Origin of the sequence: Brucella thiophenivorans, from assembly GCF_002252445.1 — a bacterium.
GTDB classification, from domain to species: domain Bacteria; phylum Pseudomonadota; class Alphaproteobacteria; order Rhizobiales; family Rhizobiaceae; genus Brucella; species Brucella thiophenivorans.
In genome coordinates, this window is the sequence record NZ_NNRJ01000051.1 from 309,622 (window position 1) to 328,085 (window position 18,464).

Below are 18,464 nucleotides of genomic sequence, written 5' to 3' on the forward strand. Positions count from 1 at the left end.
AATAGAGAGGTTTAGTTCTTCAGTTCAGCCTGGATCTTTTCATAAAGACCAGGCGACCATTCCGGGAACTGCGTGTAGACTTTTTCAGCCAAAGCTTTGAAAGGAGCACGGTCAACTTCGATGACTTCAACGCCAGCTTCCTTCATTTTTTCGATCATTTCATTATCTTTTTCGATCGTCAGCTTTTGGCTGTAGAGACCCGCATCATAAGCTGATTCATGAATCATCTTGAGCTGCTCTTCAGGCAGTGTCGAGAAGAACGCTTCGCCGCCAACAATCAGTGCTACATTGGTCAGATAACCAACCTTGCTCAGATATTTGGCTTCTTCCTGAAATTTCTGGCCGTAAAGCACCGAAATCGGGTTTTCAACGCCATCGATCACGCCCTGCGCCAGAGCCGGGAATGTTTCACCTAGTGGCATTGGAGTTGGGGTCGCGCCCATCGCTTCAAAGGTCTTGATCTGCATGACATTGTTAGGCACGCGGATTTTCATACCCTTGAGGTCTTCAGGTGTGCGGATCGGTTTTTTGGAAATGATCTGACGAATACCGTAGAGGTAGTTCGGCATCACAATGTGAATGCCTTTTTTCTTCAGCTCGTCACTCTTTCCCTGGAACCAATCGCCGTCATAAACTTTGAAAAGCTGTGCCGGATCATCCGTCAGGAACGGGCCATAAAGCACGCCAAGGTCCGGGTCATATTCTGCCAGAAAGCCAACGTCGGAAATCGTGACGACATTGAGGCCCATCATCGCCTGCTCTGTCACATCCTTCTTGGAGCCGAGCTGCGAACTTGGATAAAGCTCAAGCGTGATTTCGCCATTGCTGCGCTTGGCAAGATCGTCTTTCCAGTAATGCATCACCTCATCAAAAGGCTCGCCGGGGTTGTTTTCATAGGCAACTTTGATCGACACATTGGCAGCATAGGCTACCACGCTTCCTGCCAGCAACATGCTTGCTGCGATCATTCCGGTAACGAGTTTTTTCATGGTATTCCTCCCGTTTAGGGTCTTCAAACAAATGGCCACGAGGCCGGTTTCCTCCACTAGCGCTCAATGCCGTCCTTCCCGACACAGAGCATTTGCTTCGATTCAGTTGCGTTCAATGATGATTTTCAGAACGTTGCGGTCACCGTCCCAAAAGGGCAGCGCCTGTTCTGCTTCGTCGAAAGGAAATATCTTTGAGATTAGCTGATCTGCATTGCTTCCCAGCTTCTCCAAATGTGTGATCACAGCCTCAAAATCGGTCAGCGTCGCATTGCGCGAACCCATGATGTCGAGTTCTTTGAGGTTGAAGAATTGTGTCTGGTAAGTCACCGGCGACTTGGAATAGCCGACATAAACGACACGCCCCGCAAAGCCTGCGAGGTCAACCGCTTGCGTGAAAGTGATCGGCAGACCAACCGCTTCAAAGGCGACATCCACGCCGTCATCACTGGTAAGCTCTTGCACCTTTGCGACAACATCTTCGCCGCCCGGCAGTGTATGTGTTGCGCCAAACTTCAGCGCCAGTTCACGCTTTTCAGCACTCGGATCAATAGCAATAACCCTGGCACCGCGCGCAACTGCGCCGATCAATACACCCATGCCGATCATGCCACAGCCAAGCACCGCAACCGTATCACCGGCCAGAACGCGGCCACGTTCGACCGCATGGAAACCAACTGAAAGCGGCTCGACCAGTGCGAGATGACGCGGAGCAAGCGTATCGTTCAGGATGAGCTTTTCCGCGGGCAGAACAATCTGTTCCGCCAGTCCGCCATTCTGCTGCACGCCAAGCGTTTTGTTGTAGCGGCAGGCGTTCAAGCGGCCTTTGCGGCATGACGAACACTGACCGCAGTTGGTGTAAGGAAGCACGATGACGCGCTTGCCCTTAGCATAAGCGGCACTGACGCCCTCACCGGCTTCGATGATCTCACCACCAATTTCATGACCCGGAATTCGCGGCAGTTCCACCAGAGGATTTAACCCCTTGAACGTATTGAGATCGCTGCCGCAAAGCCCCACATGTTTTATGCTCACCCGGACATGTCCGGGCAAGAGCGGTGCTTCGGGAATTTCAGCAAAACGAGTTACGTTTTCGCTCTCAATACGCAGAGCTTTGACCATCGAAATATTCCTGTAGTTGTTCATTGAATGGGCAGATCAGGTGACGGCGCCGACCTGCCACGGTACGAATTCGTTATCGCCATAGTCGTAGATTTCGCTCAGCGTCTGCTCACCGGAAGCGACTGCGATAATATGCTCGAAAATGCGCGTGCCGGACTCTTCAATGGTCTCATCACCGGTGACGATGCCGCCGCAATTGAAGTCCATGTCTTCCTTCATGTGCTCGTACATTTCGGAATTGGTCGCGATCTTGATGCAGGGCGCTGGCTTAAAGCCCGAAACCGAGCCACGGCCCGTAGTGAAGCAGATCACGTTACAACCGCCCGCCACCTGTCCTGTTACAGCAACCGGGTCATAGCCCGGCGTATCCATGAAGGTGAAACCCTGTTCGGTTACGGTTTCAGCAAATTCATAGACAGCCTTGAGCGGCATCGAGCCACCCTTGGCAACAGCACCCAGCGACTTTTCTAGGATGGTGGTGAGGCCACCGAGCTTGTTGCCGTGTGATGGGTTGTTGTTGAGTTCATCGCCGTTGCGGGCTGTATAATCGCGCCACCAGTCGATGCGCTGGAGCAGCTTTTCCGCAACCGCAGGCGTAACAGCGCGGCGTGTCAGAAGATGTTCAGCGCCATAGATTTCAGGTGTTTCTGCCAGAACAGTTGTGCCGCCATTGCGCACAATAAGATCAGACGCATAACCCAAAGCCGGATTGGCAGAGATGCCAGAATAACCGTCAGAACCGCCACATTCGAGCGCAACTTTCAGCTTCGACAAAGGCTGCGACGTACGCTTGGCGGAGTTCACCAGCGGCAGCATTTCCTTTATCTCGGCAATCGCATGATCGATTGTCTTGCGAGTGCCACCATGCTGTTGGATCGTCATGGTGCGAAGACGTGCGCCCTCTTCCATACGATAATGTTCCATAATCGGCGCGATCTGGTTGGTTTCGCAACCAAGACCAATAAGCAATATGCCACCGAAATTCGGATGCTTGGCATAGCCCTGAATGGTACGGGTCAGCAGCCGATAACCTTCCGATTTGGTGTTGAGTGCGCAGCCGCTGCCATGCGTCAGTGCCACCACACCATCAACGTTATCAAAGCCATCAAGACCACCCATGCGATTGAAATAATCGGCAATGTAGCGAGATACGGTCGCAGAGCAGTTTACCGATGAAATGACACCGATATAGTTGCGCGTACCGACACCGCCAAAGCCCCGATCATAGCCCATGAACTGACGGCGCTCAGCTTCCGGCAGCATACCGCGTTCTTCAATATCGACCGAAAATTGATGTTCATGCTCGGATGGCAGCATTGCGAGATTGTGAAGGTGCACATGTTCACCTACCGCAATATCCTGAATGGCAACACCAATCACCTGCCCATATTTGTGCACTTCCTTGCCCGCTGAAATGTTGTGCAAAGCCACCTTGTGGCCACGCCCGATCAAATCACGCGCGACGATATCGCCAAGTCCAATCGGATTGCCCGCACGGACCGAAATACGCGCAACCGCAACATCATCTGACGGATGCAAAAGGATTACCGGCGTCACAGCCGAGACAGCCTTGTCGTTCATAATTCTGACCTCACTCCCAAAACCACTACAGCAAATGTCCGAGCCTAATCCCGAGGCTCATTCTCCATCCATCGCTGCTTTGATGTATCCAGATGCGTGCGCATCGCTGTCTGCGCCAGAAGCGGATCCCGCGCTTCCAGTGCAGCATAAATCTTCTCATGTTCTGTCAGGGCATGCGCCCAAGTTTCAGCATTTTCGTATCTCGTGCGCATTTGGGCCGTGAGCGGACTATGTCGCTCGTCAAACAAGTCACGAATAATACGCACCACAACCGAGTTGCCCGACTGTTCGGCGATAATCAGATGAAACTGACGATCAAGCTCGATTGGCTTGCGTTCGGCCTCAATCTGCAATCGCATCGCGTCAAGATTGCCGCGCAGCCGCGTTAAGGCTTCCGTTGTAATCAGACTGCAGGCCATGATGACAGCACTGCCTTCAACAAGCGAACGGGCCTGCATGATTTCCAGCGGGCTTTCACCAATCGATCCGCCGTTCGCGGGAATACGGGTTTGCTCGGCAGCAACATAAATGCCGGAACCCATACGAATTTCGACATTGCCTGCGATTTCAAGCGCGATCAGCGCTTCGCGCAATGACGGGCGCGACACACCAAGCTGATGCGCAAGTTCGCGCTCAGCGGGAAGCCTGCTTCCCGCCGGAAAATGCCCTTCGCGGACCAAGGTCCTGACCCGGTCGGCAATTTGTTGATAAAGCCTCCGCGGTTCCACGGAGCCAATATGTTCGCTCATGCTCTCTCCCAAATTGGCCTTACCATATTTTGAAGATACAGAAAGCGCAATACATTCTAACTAACTGAAAATACTAGTTATTGTATTTTGTGTCTGTTTTGTCGCACCACGATCTAAATTGAATTCAAAGAGTGGCTTGACCAATTTTGAGGGTTGCAATAGCTATTTCACAATTATCCAAGGGAGGAAAAATGACCAATCAACCATCGATTCTGCAATTTGGCACCAGCCGATTTTTGCTTGGACATGTCGATTTTTTCATCTCGGAAGCACTGGCCAAGGGCGAAGCAATTGGTACGATTGCAATCGTTCAAACAACATCTAACCCTGAAAGCGCACGCCGTATTAGCGCACTGAACAGTAGCGAAGGTTATCCAATTATCATTCGCGGCTTACGCAACGGCAAACCTGTTGACGAAAAGCATTTGGTGAAAAGTGTAACGGCAGCCTATTCCGCCGTTACCGATTGGCCAGCCATCCGCGCGCTTGCAACGCAAGTTCAGGTAATCCTGTCCAATACCGGCGATAAAGGCTTTGAGCTTGATGCAAATGACGACGTGTCATTGCTGACAGATACCGACCGCTTGCCGAAAAGTTTTCCAGCAAAGCTGCTTGTGCTGTTGAATCAGCGCTGGAAGGTTAATCCCGATGCGCCACTGTCGATCTTCCCGTGCGAACTAATCTCGCGCAATGGCGACAGACTGCGTTCCATTGTGCTCGATCTCGCAGAAAGCTGGAGCCTGCCGAAGGCGTTCACACAATGGATTGAAAGCAATTGTGTTTTCGCCAACAGCCTCGTTGACCGCATCGTATCAGAACCAATCGATCCGGTGGGCGCAATTGCAGAGCCTTATGCAATATGGGCGATTGAGCAAGCAGACGGGCTGACTCTACCCTGCACGCACCCCGACATCGTGGTCACGGACAATCTTGCCCTTTATGAGCGGTTAAAGCTTTATTTGCTCAATCTCGGCCATACGTTCATTGCAGAGCAATGGCTGAACGGTAATCGTCCGAAAGACGAAATCGTTTTGGAAGCCATGCAGGAAGAAACAAACCGCAATGAGCTTGAAACGCTGTGGCGAGAAGAGGTTCTTCCAGTCTTTGCAGCAGATGGCATTGGCGATGAGGCCGAAAACTATTTGATCTCTGTACGCGAACGCTTCCTCAATCCATATCTCAAGCACCGGATCGCGGACATCGCTTCCAATCACGCAGAAAAGAAGCAGCGTCGCTTTGCACCCATCATTGCTCGCGCTACAGAACTTGGCCTCAATCTGGAGCAGCGTCGCTTGAAGGCCGCCGTCGGTTAACACAACTACAATTGCTTAAAAAATAGCGGCGGCCTCCAGAAAATGCAGGTCGCCGCACAATAAATATAAAATAATAAATTATAAAAATAGTTCGTCACATGCTTGTCCGTAGTTCTGCCCCCGCAGAGACAAGCACGCCAATTATTTATACTTCATTCAAAGTAAACTATCGTTGAGTTAGAAACTGAACGATAGCACTTACATTCAAAGCTCAAAATAACTGATACAGTCAAAATATGATTACACCAGTCATTTCCAGCAATACTCAATCACGATAGAGAGAGCATTTAACTGAACGTAACGTAGGTTCATATAAACAAACCGTCAACGGAATGGAAACAGATTGTCAACAACAACACTCACATTGCCGTGATAAACTAATACAAAGATCGCATGTTAATATGCACTTACTGATATATCTTATCTTTATATTAGATTTTTATTTTATATTACCCCTATTTATTTGTATCTAACGCTGCAAATATTTCCTCAAAACGCGGTTTGGCGCGTGAGGGGAAATCGACCTCGCGATACGCATGCGGGAGTTCTGCTTCTCCGACTTTGATGAGCATCACCATGCCCATACCATAATGCGGCGAGCACTTGATTCCATAGTATCCCGCCTGATCAAATGCCACTTCGATTTCTTCGTTGATTTTGCCTTTAAATCCCGGATTTCCATCCGGCACCATGCCATCAATGGTCGCTGCGTTGTGGCTTTTATGGGTCGCGATGAACTTCACCTTGTCACCTGGAGCGAGTTTCAAGAAGTCAGGTTCAAACACCATCGATCCTTTCTCGCCTCGGTTCAGCATCTTGACCTCAAAGGTTTCGGCCAGCCCTGGAAATACAGAAACAGCCATCAAAGCTGCAGCGAGGAAAAGTCGTTTGCTCATTTTCATGCCAATCATAATTATGCAGAATGTTTGAGTTTCAAAGCGCCACGATGCGGTGCGCGATAACGGATATGACAGCCTTGAACGCCATGATACTCGACATCGACTTCGACCCCGAAAACCTTGGCGATACATTCGGCCCGCAACACGTCGCGCGGCGTACCAAGCTCCACAAGCTTGCCCTTGTCCATGACGGCGATCCGGTCACAAAACATCGCCGCATGATTGAGATCATGCAGCGCCGCTATCACAGTCAGTTTCTGACGGCTGACAAGATCGAGAAGACCGATCTGGTGACCAATATCGAGATGATTGGTGGGTTCGTCCAGAAGCAGAATCTGCGGCTCCTGCGCCAAAGCGCGTGCGATATGGACACGCTGACGTTCGCCGCCTGATAGCGTGTGCCAGCAACGCTCTGCCAGATGCAGCATGTCGACATTGCTTAAAGCCCGTTCGACAATCGCATCATCCTGTTCCGACCATGGTGAAAGCGCTCCAAGATAGGGCGTGCGCCCCAGTTCTACGGCCTGTCGCACGGTAATACGATCTGTGGTGCCTGCCTGCTGCTCGACCAAAGCCAGAATACGCGCAATTTCGCGGCGCTTAAGCTTATGAATGGGTGTTTCGCCAAGCTTCACCTCGCCGGAACGGCTGCGCCGCACGCCGGACAATAGTGATAAAAGGCTTGTTTTACCGGAACCATTCGGCCCAATTATTCCGAGAAATTCCCCTTCCTTCACCGCAAGCGAAACATCGCGGAGGATTTCGATATTACCCACCGACCAGCCAATATTGTGTGTTGAAAGCATCATGACCGCGCCCTCCTTTGTCCAAGCAGGAATGCAAAGGCCGGTGCACCGAACAAGGCTGTAATGACGCCAATCGGCAAAACCTGTCCCGGAATGATGATGCGCGATATAATATCTGCAATGATCATGAAAATTGCTCCAATAAGTGCTGCCGCAGGCAACAACCTCCCATGACGAACGCCAACAACCATTCGCGCCGCGTGGGGAATGACCAAACCGATAAAGCCGATGGAACCGACGATGGACACCATCACCGCCGTCATCATGGCGCTGACACCAATCAAAATTGCATAGACTCGCCGCACGGGAATGCCGAGCGATGCGGCGGATTCCGTACCGAAGGTGAAGGCATCAAGTGCACGCGCATGCCAAAGGCAGATTGCAAGCCCGACCACACATGCAGGCAGCGCAAGCGCCACATCAGGCCAGCGCACCCCGGAAAGATTACCTAAGAGCCAGAACATGATGTCGCGCGCCTGCTCGGCATTTGCGGCCTTGGTCACTATGAATGAGGTCAGCGCGTTGAAAAGCTGCGAACCCGCAATACCTGCAAGAATGATAGCGCTGTTGTCCCGACCTGCCCTGAACGCCAGTAGCGAAACAAGCACGAAGGCAACAATCGCGCCGATAAAGGCCCCAACCGACAGCGAAAGCATGCCAGCGCCGATACCCAAAATTGCGACAGCAACGGCACCGGTCGATGCACCTGCAGAGATGCCGAGAATATAGGGATCGGCCAACGAATTGCGCAGAAGCGATTGCAGGACCACGCCCGACATGGCGAGTGCTGCGCCACAGCAAGCTGCGACGACAGCGCGGCTCAACCGATAGCTCCACACGATGCCTTCATCGATTGGCTGCAGCGTATAACCGGCATTCCAGACGCGGTTGGCGATAGTTTTTGCCACAACATCCAGCGGGATTGCCGTTTCGCCAATGGCAGCGCCCAGCCACAGGGCAAAGAGTAACAAAACAAGCGCCAGAGCTGCGAACAGCACCCTGCCGCTCGCCCCTTTCGAGGTTAATAATCGGCCAGTGGCTGCGCGCATCGTCACTTGTTCAGGCCCGAGGCTGCAATGGCATCCGCCAGTGTTTCAATGCCTTCGATGGTGCGGATGGTCGGGTTCATGGCCTGTGCATCCATATCGAAGACATGACCTTCCTTGACGGCAGGCATAAGGCTGGCAACCGGATCGCTCTTCAGAAACTCGCGCTTGACCGCAACATCATCCGCCGGAAAACGACGACGCTCCATGGTGCCTGCGATGATTATGGTTGGATTGGCTTTAGCGATGGTTTCCCAGCCAACAGTCGGCCATTCTTCTTCGCTATCGATAATGTTGTTGATGCCGAGCGTTTTCAGAATATAGGCCGGAGCGCCATTCTTGCCTGCAACATAGGGATCAATGTCAAGTTCAGCACTGGAGAACCAGACCACGGCAGAAAGCTTGCCATCAGCAGAACCAATCTTCTTACGCGCCGCATCTTCACGAGCTTTGAGATCGGCAACAACCTGTGTACCACGATCCTGCACGTTGAAAATCTGTGAAAGTTCTTCGATTTCCTGATAGATCAGGTTTATCGTGAAAACACCGTGACGCACGCCGTCACCACCGCCGGAATTATCCTTGCCGACGCAATCGGCAGGAGAAGTATAAACCGGAATTCCCAGTTCTTCGAACTGTTCAGGCTTTGCAACAATGCCTTCCGGACCAACATGCCACTGGAATTGTGCTGCAACCATATCCGGCTTTTCTGCAAGCACACTTTCAAAGCTTGGATCATTATCCGCAAGGCGTTTAACCTTGGCATTTGCTTCTTCATAGCCCTTGAGAACCGGCCCAATCCAAACGGCTGTACCGACCATTTTGTCGCCAAGGCCAAGCAGATACATGATTTCCGCGCTGCTTTGACCAACGGCAACGGCGCGTTGAGGCGCGTGCTTGAAGGTCACGTCGCGACCGCAATTTTTGAACGTCAGCGGATAAGTGGTATCTGCAGCAAAAGCATTGCCTGCAAAGCTTGTTACGAACAAGGTGGCTGCACCGATGAGTGCGCCAAAAGGCACATGGCCTAAAAGTTTCATTTGAATCCCCGAAACAATGTGAGAAATGGCCGCGTCAAACGGCGGAAGCGATCCGGCGCTTGAAGTCAACGGACATATCCGGGGATATGAATGACAATAGAAAATAGCGTCTTGCGACGCGAAAAGCTGTCATAACCAACTCCTGCTCCGGGCATCCCCGCCCGTGACAATGGACTACGTTAGACGGCAGGTCTCCTGGCTCACGAATATTCGCTATTCATCTGCCTTCCCGAACCGTTTTAGAGCTCAGTGGCATGACGCTTGATAGGCGTCACGAGGATGAACGGCAATCCGCTTACAGTTGCGGGGGCAGCCACGGTCTCGGTCCCTTTTGGGTCGTCCTCACCGTGTTCCCTATTAATCCCCTTCGCTATCGGTCGGGGAACCGTCGTAACTCTATTACGTCCCGGCATGGTCGCCGTCAAGCTATGCCGGTAGCTTTCTAAATAGAAAGTAGTGTTTGGTCGCGCTGGCATATTGTAAATCTGTGCTGTACTCTTCACATTGTAAGTTCCCGCTGGGAGGCGGCGGACTTTTCGAGGAGGGCTGGCTACAGCATTGTGCTTTGTGCGTCCTGAAAGACGCACGGCGCTGTAAAGACAGCAGCAAAATGCACGCAAAGTGCATTCAGGGAGGATTTATGCGTAATTGGATTCTGGCCATTACGTCGGTCGCAGCACTTGCAATTGTAAGTGCCGCATCGGCTGAAGATTATAAGGTTCTGGCACCGGCAGCACCGGGCGGCGGCTGGGATCAGACCGCGCGCACCATGCAGAACGTGCTTCAGGACGAAAAGATTTCCGATAGTGTTCAGGTCATTAATGTTCCGGGTGCAGGCGGCACTATCGGACTTGCGCAGTTCGTCAATCAGAATAAAGGCGATCCCGGTCAGCTGATTGTGGGTGGCTATGTCATGGTCGGTGCTATCCTGACCAACAATTCGCCCGTAAACCTCGACGCAATTACACCGATTGCCCGTCTCACCGGCGAATATGAAGCCATTGTCGTTCCAGCATCCTCCGACATCCAGAATCTTGGCGATCTAGTCACCAAACTGAAAGCCGATCCCGGCTCGGTTTCATGGGGTGGTGGCTCGGCTGGCGGCACAGACCACATCACAGCAGGGCTTTTTGCAAAAGCTGTCGGTGTCGATCCCACCAAGATCAACTATATCGCCTTTTCCGGTGGTGGTGAAGCACTGGCTGCAATCCTTGGCAATCAGGTGACGGTCGGCATTTCCGGCTATGGCGAATTCGATCCACAAATCAAAGCCGGCACTTTGCGCATCATCGGCATTTCGAGTGATGAGCGCATTGAAGGCATCGATGCACCAACCTTCAAGGAAGGCGGCGTCGACGTTTCGATCCAGAACTGGCGAATGGTGGGTGCTGCACCAGACATCACTGCCGAACAGGAAGCCGCCATCAATGCTGATATTGAAAAAATGGTGAAATCAGAATCCTGGCAGAAGTCCCTCAAAGATAAGGGCTGGGCAGACACGTATCTTGCAGGTGACGCTTTCAAAGATCAGCTCAAGAAAGATGTCGAATCCACGCAAACCATTCTCAAGGATATTGGTCTCGTCCAATGACAGGATCAGAACAGCAGGGAGAGCGCCGTTCCATTGGAACGGCGCCAGACTACGCAGCTCTTGTGATTGCCTTCATTCTGGGCGCGGTTGCTATCGCCATCGCCTGGTCCACCGCCTATGGCGGCAACGTTCTTTCCTACCAGCCAGTTGGGCCAAAAACCGTCCCCTATATTGTTGCAGCCGGACTGTTTATTTTGTCAATATGGACGGTCATCAGCGCGTTCAAAGGTGATTTTCCAGAGCGTGAGCATCAAGAAATAGCGCCTATGGCGTGGATTGTCGGCGGTCTGGTCATTCAAATGCTGACTATGAAGACGCTCGGGTTCTCTATTGCTACGGGCATGCTCTTTGCGGCAACTGCGCGCGGATTTGGCTATCGCAAATTCTGGATCAGCATCCCTGTCGGCATCATCTTTGCAATCTTCATCTGGTTCATGTTTGCACGTGGTCTGCAACTTTCACTGCCGTCGGGCTGGCTTGAGCAGTTTATTTAAAGCATTTGAGCCGAAAGTGCGAAGCTGTTTTGCGTAGGACAATGCGTTAGGGACAATAAGAAAAGCGAGAGAACAATGGATACTTTAACGCTTCTCGCCAACGGTCTGCTGGTGGCGCTTGAGCCCGTAAACCTTATTTATGCGCTGATTGGCGTCACACTTGGTACCGCTGTCGGCGTTCTTCCGGGGATTGGCCCGGCACTGACTGTGGCGCTGTTGCTGCCGGTCACCTACAAGCTTGATCCCGCAGGATCGCTCATCATGTTTGCCGGCATTTATTATGGCGGCATGTATGGCGGTTCGACCACCTCTATCCTTCTCAACACCCCCGGGGAAAGTGCCTCCATCGTCACGGCATTGGAGGGCAATAAAATGGCCCGAGCAGGGCGCGGCGGGCCGGCGCTCGCAACCGCCGCCATAGGCTCATTCATAGCAGGTTTGATCGCTACACTTGCTCTGGCTTTAATTGCGCCATATGTGGTGAAATTTGCCCTATCCTTTGGACCGTCCGAATATTTCGCGCTGATGCTCCTCGCTTTCATGACCGTTTCGGCGGCATTTGGCGATTCCACGTTGCGCGGACTTACCTCACTGTTCATAGGCCTTACGCTTGGGCTTATCGGTATTGATCAACTGACTGGACAAGCACGTCTGGTCATGAACACGCCCAATCTGCTTGATGGCATCAATGTCACCACACTCGCGGTGGCCCTATTTGCTATCGGTGAAACGCTCGCGGTGGTCTCCAAAAAGCTTAGCCCCGATGATGAAGTCATCGCGGTTAAAGGCTCGGTCTGGATGACTAAAAACGACTGGAAACGTTCATGGATGCCATGGCTGCGCGGAACAGCAATCGGCTTTCCAATTGGTGCAATGCCTGCGGGCGGCGCTGACGTCTCAAGCTTTTTATCTTACTCGGCAGAACGCCAGTTTTCCAAACATCCCGAAGAATTTGGCAAAGGTGCAATCGAAGGTGTGGCCGGACCGGAAGCTGCCAATAATGCATCGGCGGCCGGAACGCTTGTGCCCCTGCTAACGCTTGGTCTGCCCACAACTGCAACAGCAGCCATCATGCTTGCAGGTTTCCAACAATTTGGTTTGCAACCGGGACCGCTGCTTTTCGTGACGAATGCTTCATTGGTTTGGGGGCTTATAGCCAGCCTTCTGGTCGCAAATCTCATGCTGCTGGTTCTGAATCTACCGCTGATTGGTTTGTGGGTGAAAATGCTCACCATCCCGCGCCATTGGCTTTATGCGGGCATTCTGGTGTTCGCAACGCTTGGCACAATCGGCGCTAATGCATCGACATCAATGCTATTTGGCCTGCCAGTCTCATTCGAACTGGGATTGCTTTTGGCTTTCGGATTGCTCGGTTACGTTCTGCGCCGCTTTTCCTATCCGATTGCGCCGGTCGTCGTTGGGCTGATCCTCGGACCAATGGCCGAAAAAAGCTTGCGGCAAGCGCTTCAGATCAGTCAGGGAAACCCTATGACTCTGGTCAGTTCGTGGGTATCGATCACGCTGATCACGCTGGCAATTGCAGCCGTTGTCGTTCCCATGATCATGCGCCAACGTGGCAAAGGCGATTTGCTCAAACAAATGGGCACGGACGAAGACTAGAGCACTTCTTACGATTCTGTTTAGACAAAAACTTTTCTAAAAATCGAAGGCCCGCTTGAAGCGGGCCTTTCACTTAGTCCTGGATTTTGCGGAACTGAGCGACATCAATGCCCAGCGTCTCAAGGTCTTGTGCCATCGGCTGATGACCGACACGCATAGCAGCAGACGCACGAACGGCACTGCCGAATTGTGCAAACGTGCGACCGAAACGATGACTTAAACGGGCAAACATTTTTATCTCCATCACGGACACATTGTTGAATTGGTCCGTATCCTGAAGATGGTACTGCACGACCCTTATTTGAAGATCAGACTTTGCATGTCAGCCATGCGTTGTATGCATGTAGGGATAATTATCCATTGATCGGGATCAATGAGGCTTCATATCTAAGCTGCGAAACTGCCTTGATAAGGAAGGAGAAAACTATGTCAAACACGCCGCATACATTGGGTGAGGAGTTTCCGGGGCAGCTCATAACCATTCATGCGTTGAAGGCAGCAGATCCGCGCTTTGCACGCATTCTTGAAGAATATGACTCGGTCAACGACCGTATTCATCGCGCAGAAACCAGAATCGCGCCTGTCAGTCATGAAGAAGAAACAAATCTTCGCAAACACCGCCTGACTTTAAAGAACACAATAGAACAGGCGCTGACGAACAATTTAAAACCATGAATTCAGCATTTGTTTTTCTCTTATCCGATGCAACTTTGCGCTTCAGCAGATAGTCAATTCTGCGGGTCACGCACAGAATGATCGAGCAATGGGAAAATCGTTACTCGGCGGAAGCGGGAGGTACGGTTTCTGTTGTTGCCGGCGGCACAGAACCCTCACTGTTTGAAGGCACTTCGGGAGCAATCATGCTTCCGAAAATTTCAACCAGAATCCAAACTACAACAGCTGCCGCAAGACTAACCAGTAGGATGATAAGAACCGGCTTACCCTCTCGGCCTTGCCGTGCTTCATCCGGGCCTAATTGTTTCATTGATCAAACCTCCTATTACATAGAAATCATGCAATAGGCCAATGTTTGGTAGCTATAATGGTTCCAATTGAAGCCAGCGACATGTCGTGGACTGCCTTAGATCGCCAGCCCGGATCCGGAGTTTTTCTTTTTCTGCCAAGCCCGTGAACCTTTTCCCGATCACGTAGTTATCAGGCGAAGAGGATAAATGATGGGTATGTTCATCACTACGATATCGACGGCATGGCTTGTTTTGATCGCATACACCGCTTGGGCAGAGCGCAACGAATAACTGCCACCCTCTTTACTGATTATTGCAGTTCAAAGACGTGCCTATGGTATGCGGCGGCTCCATCCCATTGATTATTCTTTTTCACTGAAGTGTTTAGAATTTAGCAGTGGTTTATCAGCTCATCAGGGAGTCCGGAATCAGTACATTTTGATGTACTGATCGGCTTTGCATATGCCCATGGCATTAAGTCATCGATGTTTTTTGCCGGATGACCGTTTGTAATGCTGATAAAGAGATAGCGCAGATAGGCATGGGGCTCCACGCCATTCATTTGGCATGTACCGATGAGACTTGCAAAACGAGCCCAGTTACGGCCTCCCTCGTCATGCCCGGCAAATAGTGCATTGCGGCGGTTCATTGCCGGACTGCGGATGGCGTTTTCGACAAGATTGGAATCCATATCGATATGACCGTCGTCAAGGAACAGCCGGAGGCCGTCTTGGCGTCGGAGCATATAGGCAAGAGCCTTACCCAAATCGGATTTGCGCGAGATGCGTTTTGCCAGCGCTTGGAGCCAGGCGGAGAACTCATCCACCAATAGCCGAGACACATCCTGTCGCATTGCACAGCGATGCCCGGGTTTACTGCCACGGATGGCTTCCTTAAACTTGCAAAGAGCGGCGATGCGTAACAGTGCATCATTCACGATGGGCGACCCCTTCGTCGGCTTTGCCGCGATCAGTTTTCTACGTCCATGTGCCCAGCAAAATGCCAGTCGTAACGGATCGCCACCTGTTCGTTTTGGTATGGCAAGGTGCGAGTAACCGCCATAGGCGTCGACCTGAATGGTGCCGTTGAAGCCGTCGAGGATTTCTGCCGCATATTCGCCGCTACGCCCCGGCCGATAATGGAACACCACGCCCGGCGGCGCGGAACCATTCCAGCCAAGCTCATCACGCAGTACTGCCCACAGATAACCCATTTTCGTCTTGCCGCGTCCAGTGTCGAGTACAGGCGCGGTAGTCTCATCGACATAAAGCCGCGAATCATCTTTCATCAGCATCATCGCCATGTGATCCACGACCGGCGCGATCAACGCGCCTGTGCGCCCCATCTAGTCGGCCGGAACAGAGCGATCAATGCGCACTCCATGCCGGGCCATGACCACTGCCTGTCTGTTCAGCGGCATGTGTTCGGAATGCTTGGAGACGGCGATCTGCGCCAATAGCGCTTCGGTAGGCCAGCTGCCTTCCAGCAGATACGCTGGCGCTTTGGCTTGAACTACTCGCGTGCACCCCTTGGGACAGGCATATTTCGGGCAGACCGTGACGATCACCTGATAGTTTGCCGGAATATAGTCAAGCCGCTCTGTCATGTCCGCACCAATCCGAACCATGTCACCGCAGCCACAAGGGCAGACGATGCTTAAAGGCTCAATTACGTGCTCAACACGTGGCAGGTTCGCAGGCAACACACGGGCTTTTGTTCCTTGCGTGCAGCGGCAGCTTTGTCGCATTGAGAGTGCTGGCCGCGATCCGCGCCTGTGTCTCGGCAATCGCCGTTTCAAGATCTTCTAGCGCCAGTTCCATCTGCGCTGGATCGAGCTTTTCCGATTTAGGCCCGAACTTCGTACGCCGATACTCCTGAACATGACCTAACAGCGTCTCGATCAGTTCCTTCAGTTCAGTGATGAACACGTCCTTTTCTGCCACCGCCGCCTGCTCATGTAAACGCACAGCCCGTTCAACTGACAGCTCAAACTGGATGTCTGAAAAAGCCTTCACCACCTCTTGCGGAAGGACTGAAATCTGAATGATATCAATGGGTTGCGACATGTGCGTTCATTGCATGTCACAGCATAAAAACCAAATAGAACAACGGCAAAGTAAGGAAAAATCATCCCGCAATAGCGGGACGCGTCACGCGCTACGCCATCACTCGACGCCAATCGGGACCTTCACGCGCCTCTTTCGCCAATCCGAAAGATGGTGCGTAGCAAGATCATATCGCCGCGCAACATCAACAAGCCGAGCGCCAGGCTGAAAGCTCTCTGCAACAATACAGGCCTTAAGGCCTGGGCCAGCGACGATTCCCCTGCCGGGGCCCCGTGATGTCATAATGCCCGACAAATCCATCGCCATCCGTCATGCTAAAATCTCTAGGTTTTGCTTAAGTCCTTCTGACAGAAATATCAAACTTCAAGTATAGCCGAAATCAATGGTGCAGAGACGGCGCATACCAAGAAGCATACCAGATCGAAAATCTAAATATTTCTTCGATTACAGTGTTTTTCATGCTCACTTCCTAATAGGTCTACCTTATTAAGAACGTGAACACGTAAAGCCGCAACTCCCACTAATTGCCAACCATTAGACGCCTAGTAGAAATATACGCCTAATGCTTGGTATGCGATTTATCGCAAGTTCCAGATTTGTCAAAGCGGGTCGGTCGCTACGCCGGCTAAGTTTGACGGGCCTCGAACCCGCATCAACCACATCCCAGCACGCCGCTAAGCCGCCTGTCCAGAACCGAACGAATACCGTGCCTCGACCTTAGATCGTCATCCTGCGCTTCTGCTTTCAGCGCCGCCGTTTTGATCATGTGCAAGGCTTGGCTATCCGCTATTGCCGCATGGTTTTCGAGATACGGTATCCGCATCTGAACCAACGCCTGTGCGCCTCGCATTCCGTAGAGGCGTTGCCTCAATTTCAGTTCGCTACTTCTTTGACTTTTGTATCTTATAGGTAGACTTGAAAATGGGTATCACCGGCGGTCCGTCATCATTCTTACCTGAACAATTAAGCCGATAAACCTGCGGCGAGATCGAAGTTGGAGCCCATTTCCTAGGTAGGTCATCATCCGGCGGCGCACGGTACAAACTTTTGGCAGATTGGTTACTTAGCTCAATGCTTTTCAACGGAACCATCTTGCAATTGATACCAACGAACCCTGACTGATCGGCAGAGTGCGCAACCATACAAGAAGACAGAACAGCCCACGATGACAATATCAGCGTTACAGGTCGCATCATAATCCCCTTTTATCAAAGGGTAAAACTAAGCATTTCTCCAATTTGCGAAATTGCAATAAACTGGGTACAAAAAATAATGAAAGCCTATAACACCAATAAAAAGCGGCTTCAAAGCCGCTTTTTATGTGGCGAAAATCACCCCCATAACTACTTAATCACTCTTTCGGCTTACCGGGTCAGGCCCTCCAAGACGTTATTTTCGTGATGGAATATCCCCAATACAAAGCCCAAACATCAAGACAATCCTTGAGGCTGTCGGCTGCGTATAATCGCTTGCGATGAGATGTGGCTACGTCACTGATACCAAGGCCCTGACTTGCAACCATGCTCACCAACTCATAGCCCACAATGCCGAGCAAATCCCGGCATAGCTTAAGCTGCTGACCTGCTTCAATCTGGCTTTCGCTAATGTTATGCGGGTGCCGCCGCCGTCTACAGGCTCCCGGCCATAATCGAATGAACCTGCGCCCGATCCTCCCAACCGTTCGTAATAATGGCAAAACCGTTTCGCCGCTTGAAGTAGAGAGGCGTTCAAATAGCCGCGTGCGGCGATCGTGATAATTGCACTTTCTTTCGCGTTGTGAGGCAGCTTCATAAATATCACGCTTCGCACGGGCAGCGGCAAAATCATCGGTCTTGAGTGAGATTCGGATGTGTTCGCCGCAAGCACCAAAAGCAGCAACTTGACGAGGCATACGACGCTTAAAAATAGTTGCAGTTACGTTGCTGGAGGTGACTGTCAGGACGTTTATCGCGCGTTTACGTGACATTCAAGTCGCTCCGTGTATGCGTATGTGGCGCAAATGTGGGGCGGAATGTGGCTCAAAAACCGAGCGTAGCACAAATGCACTTTCTTGCATTCGCGTTTTATATAATAAAACACATACTTAGGAGATTTTAGATGGTACGGACGGGTGGATTCGAACCACCGACCTCAGGAGCCACAATCCTGCGCTCTAACCAACTGAGCTACGACCGCGTACCTAAATC

General features: G+C 51.7%; 18 protein-coding genes, 1 tRNA gene, 1 pseudogene and 1 riboswitch. Of the genes and pseudogenes, 5 read left to right on the forward strand and 15 right to left on the reverse strand.

Annotated features, from left to right (window positions below; translation table 11 throughout):
* Positions 1 to 11 precede the first annotated feature (11 nt).
* The 4 genes from CEV31_RS15460 to CEV31_RS15475 all read right to left on the reverse strand — a co-directional run bounded on the left by CEV31_RS15460 (position 12) and on the right by CEV31_RS15475 (position 4,438).
* Positions 12 to 989: a C4-dicarboxylate TRAP transporter substrate-binding protein gene (locus tag CEV31_RS15460; RefSeq protein ID WP_094508090.1), complete on the reverse strand. Its 978-nt coding sequence runs from the start codon at positions 987 to 989 to the stop codon at positions 12 to 14.
* Between the two features lie 102 nt (positions 990 to 1,091).
* The gene (locus CEV31_RS15465; protein ID WP_094508092.1) at positions 1,092 to 2,108 is read right to left on the reverse strand and encodes a zinc-binding alcohol dehydrogenase family protein; all 1,017 of its coding nucleotides are present in this window, start codon (positions 2,106 to 2,108) and stop codon (positions 1,092 to 1,094) included.
* Positions 2,109 to 2,144: 36 nt separating this feature from the next.
* Positions 2,145 to 3,689: a UxaA family hydrolase gene (locus CEV31_RS15470; RefSeq protein WP_094508094.1), complete on the reverse strand. Its 1,545-nt coding sequence runs from the start codon at positions 3,687 to 3,689 to the stop codon at positions 2,145 to 2,147.
* A 44-nt stretch (positions 3,690 to 3,733) separates the two neighbouring features.
* Positions 3,734 to 4,438 (reverse strand): FadR/GntR family transcriptional regulator, encoded by a 705-nt coding sequence (locus CEV31_RS15475; protein ID WP_094508096.1) that lies wholly within the window; start codon positions 4,436 to 4,438, stop codon positions 3,734 to 3,736.
* A gap of 191 nt (positions 4,439 to 4,629) precedes the next feature.
* Between CEV31_RS15475 and CEV31_RS15480 the strand changes: the two genes are divergently transcribed.
* A complete protein-coding gene (locus tag CEV31_RS15480; protein ID WP_094508099.1) occupies positions 4,630 to 5,751 on the forward strand; it encodes a mannitol dehydrogenase family protein in 1,122 nt (373 codons plus the stop codon).
* Between the two features lie 455 nt (positions 5,752 to 6,206).
* On the opposite strand, the gene CEV31_RS15485 is transcribed toward CEV31_RS15480, so the two are convergent.
* The 4 genes from CEV31_RS15485 to CEV31_RS15500 are packed head-to-tail and all read right to left on the reverse strand — an operon-like array spanning position 6,207 to position 9,542.
* Positions 6,207 to 6,647: a pseudoazurin gene (locus CEV31_RS15485; protein WP_094508598.1), complete on the reverse strand. Its 441-nt coding sequence runs from the start codon at positions 6,645 to 6,647 to the stop codon at positions 6,207 to 6,209.
* A gap of 17 nt (positions 6,648 to 6,664) precedes the next feature.
* The gene (locus CEV31_RS15490) at positions 6,665 to 7,459 is read right to left on the reverse strand and encodes an ABC transporter ATP-binding protein (protein WP_094508101.1); all 795 of its coding nucleotides are present in this window, start codon (positions 7,457 to 7,459) and stop codon (positions 6,665 to 6,667) included.
* Positions 7,456 to 8,511, reverse strand: coding sequence for a FecCD family ABC transporter permease (locus CEV31_RS15495; protein ID WP_374846918.1), 1,056 nt, complete (start codon positions 8,509 to 8,511; stop codon positions 7,456 to 7,458). Before CEV31_RS15495 ends, CEV31_RS15490 begins: the two co-directional genes overlap by 4 nt.
* The gene (locus tag CEV31_RS15500; protein WP_094508105.1) at positions 8,508 to 9,542 is read right to left on the reverse strand and encodes an ABC transporter substrate-binding protein; all 1,035 of its coding nucleotides are present in this window, start codon (positions 9,540 to 9,542) and stop codon (positions 8,508 to 8,510) included. Before CEV31_RS15500 ends, CEV31_RS15495 begins: the two co-directional genes overlap by 4 nt.
* Positions 9,543 to 9,710: 168 nt before the next feature.
* Positions 9,711 to 9,947: riboswitch (cobalamin riboswitch) on the reverse strand.
* A gap of 235 nt (positions 9,948 to 10,182) precedes the next feature.
* Between CEV31_RS15500 and CEV31_RS15505 the strand changes: the two genes are divergently transcribed.
* The 3 genes from CEV31_RS15505 to CEV31_RS15515 all read left to right on the forward strand — a co-directional run bounded on the left by CEV31_RS15505 (position 10,183) and on the right by CEV31_RS15515 (position 13,247).
* Complete coding sequence (locus tag CEV31_RS15505; protein ID WP_094508107.1) at positions 10,183 to 11,133, forward strand: Bug family tripartite tricarboxylate transporter substrate binding protein; 951 nt, start codon at positions 10,183 to 10,185, stop codon at positions 11,131 to 11,133.
* Entirely contained in the window at positions 11,130 to 11,627 is a 498-nt protein-coding gene (locus tag CEV31_RS15510; protein WP_094508109.1) for a tripartite tricarboxylate transporter TctB family protein, read from the forward strand. The genes CEV31_RS15505 and CEV31_RS15510 overlap by 4 nt, the downstream gene beginning before the upstream one ends.
* Positions 11,628 to 11,702: 75 nt before the next feature.
* Complete coding sequence (locus CEV31_RS15515) at positions 11,703 to 13,247, forward strand: tripartite tricarboxylate transporter permease (protein ID WP_094508111.1); 1,545 nt, start codon at positions 11,703 to 11,705, stop codon at positions 13,245 to 13,247.
* Between the two features lie 73 nt (positions 13,248 to 13,320).
* On the opposite strand, the gene CEV31_RS21140 is transcribed toward CEV31_RS15515, so the two are convergent.
* A complete protein-coding gene (locus CEV31_RS21140) occupies positions 13,321 to 13,479 on the reverse strand; it encodes a hypothetical protein (RefSeq protein WP_169717373.1) in 159 nt (52 codons plus the stop codon).
* A gap of 194 nt (positions 13,480 to 13,673) precedes the next feature.
* Between CEV31_RS21140 and CEV31_RS15520 the strand changes: the two genes are divergently transcribed.
* Positions 13,674 to 13,922, forward strand: coding sequence for a YdcH family protein (locus CEV31_RS15520; protein WP_094508113.1), 249 nt, complete (start codon positions 13,674 to 13,676; stop codon positions 13,920 to 13,922).
* A 100-nt stretch (positions 13,923 to 14,022) separates the two neighbouring features.
* Here CEV31_RS15520 and CEV31_RS15525 read toward each other — a convergent pair whose 3' ends face one another.
* The 6 genes and pseudogenes from CEV31_RS15525 to CEV31_RS15555 all read right to left on the reverse strand — a co-directional run bounded on the left by CEV31_RS15525 (position 14,023) and on the right by CEV31_RS15555 (position 18,453).
* Positions 14,023 to 14,232, reverse strand: coding sequence for a hypothetical protein (locus CEV31_RS15525; protein WP_094508115.1), 210 nt, complete (start codon positions 14,230 to 14,232; stop codon positions 14,023 to 14,025).
* Positions 14,233 to 14,603: 371 nt separating this feature from the next.
* Positions 14,604 to 16,278, reverse strand: a pseudogene (gene tnpC, locus CEV31_RS15530) (IS66 family transposase).
* A 99-nt stretch (positions 16,279 to 16,377) separates the two neighbouring features.
* Positions 16,378 to 16,584, reverse strand: a complete 207-nt coding sequence (locus CEV31_RS15535; RefSeq protein WP_374846922.1) for a transposase — start codon at positions 16,582 to 16,584, stop codon at positions 16,378 to 16,380.
* Positions 16,585 to 16,930: 346 nt separating this feature from the next.
* Complete coding sequence (locus CEV31_RS15540) at positions 16,931 to 17,149, reverse strand: hypothetical protein (protein ID WP_143850956.1); 219 nt, start codon at positions 17,147 to 17,149, stop codon at positions 16,931 to 16,933.
* A 501-nt stretch (positions 17,150 to 17,650) separates the two neighbouring features.
* Positions 17,651 to 18,244: a hypothetical protein gene (locus CEV31_RS20970; protein WP_143850957.1), complete on the reverse strand. Its 594-nt coding sequence runs from the start codon at positions 18,242 to 18,244 to the stop codon at positions 17,651 to 17,653.
* Positions 18,245 to 18,376: 132 nt separating this feature from the next.
* Positions 18,377 to 18,453: transfer RNA gene (locus tag CEV31_RS15555), tRNA-His, on the reverse strand.
* Positions 18,454 to 18,464: the final 11 nt, after the last annotated feature.

Coding starts and splice junctions, on each gene's coding strand:
- CEV31_RS15460 (WP_094508090.1), bottom strand. CDS start 989: ATGAAAAAACTCGTTACCGGAATGATCGCAGCAAGCATGTTGCTGGCA.
- CEV31_RS15465 (WP_094508092.1), bottom strand. CDS start 2,108: ATGGTCAAAGCTCTGCGTATTGAGAGCGAAAACGTAACTCGTTTTGCT.
- CEV31_RS15470 (WP_094508094.1), bottom strand. CDS start 3,689: ATGAACGACAAGGCTGTCTCGGCTGTGACGCCGGTAATCCTTTTGCAT.
- CEV31_RS15475 (WP_094508096.1), bottom strand. CDS start 4,438: ATGAGCGAACATATTGGCTCCGTGGAACCGCGGAGGCTTTATCAACAA.
- CEV31_RS15480 (WP_094508099.1), top strand. CDS start 4,630: ATGACCAATCAACCATCGATTCTGCAATTTGGCACCAGCCGATTTTTG.
- CEV31_RS15485 (WP_094508598.1), bottom strand. CDS start 6,647: ATGAGCAAACGACTTTTCCTCGCTGCAGCTTTGATGGCTGTTTCTGTA.
- CEV31_RS15490 (WP_094508101.1), bottom strand. CDS start 7,459: ATGATGCTTTCAACACACAATATTGGCTGGTCGGTGGGTAATATCGAA.
- CEV31_RS15500 (WP_094508105.1), bottom strand. CDS start 9,542: ATGAAACTTTTAGGCCATGTGCCTTTTGGCGCACTCATCGGTGCAGCC.
- CEV31_RS15505 (WP_094508107.1), top strand. CDS start 10,183: ATGCGTAATTGGATTCTGGCCATTACGTCGGTCGCAGCACTTGCAATT.
- CEV31_RS15510 (WP_094508109.1), top strand. CDS start 11,130: ATGACAGGATCAGAACAGCAGGGAGAGCGCCGTTCCATTGGAACGGCG.
- CEV31_RS15515 (WP_094508111.1), top strand. CDS start 11,703: ATGGATACTTTAACGCTTCTCGCCAACGGTCTGCTGGTGGCGCTTGAG.
- CEV31_RS21140 (WP_169717373.1), bottom strand. CDS start 13,479: ATGTTTGCCCGTTTAAGTCATCGTTTCGGTCGCACGTTTGCACAATTC.
- CEV31_RS15520 (WP_094508113.1), top strand. CDS start 13,674: ATGTCAAACACGCCGCATACATTGGGTGAGGAGTTTCCGGGGCAGCTC.
- CEV31_RS15525 (WP_094508115.1), bottom strand. CDS start 14,232: ATGAAACAATTAGGCCCGGATGAAGCACGGCAAGGCCGAGAGGGTAAG.
- CEV31_RS15535 (WP_374846922.1), bottom strand. CDS start 16,584: ATGGCGATGGATTTGTCGGGCATTATGACATCACGGGGCCCCGGCAGG.
- CEV31_RS20970 (WP_143850957.1), bottom strand. CDS start 18,244: ATGTCACGTAAACGCGCGATAAACGTCCTGACAGTCACCTCCAGCAAC.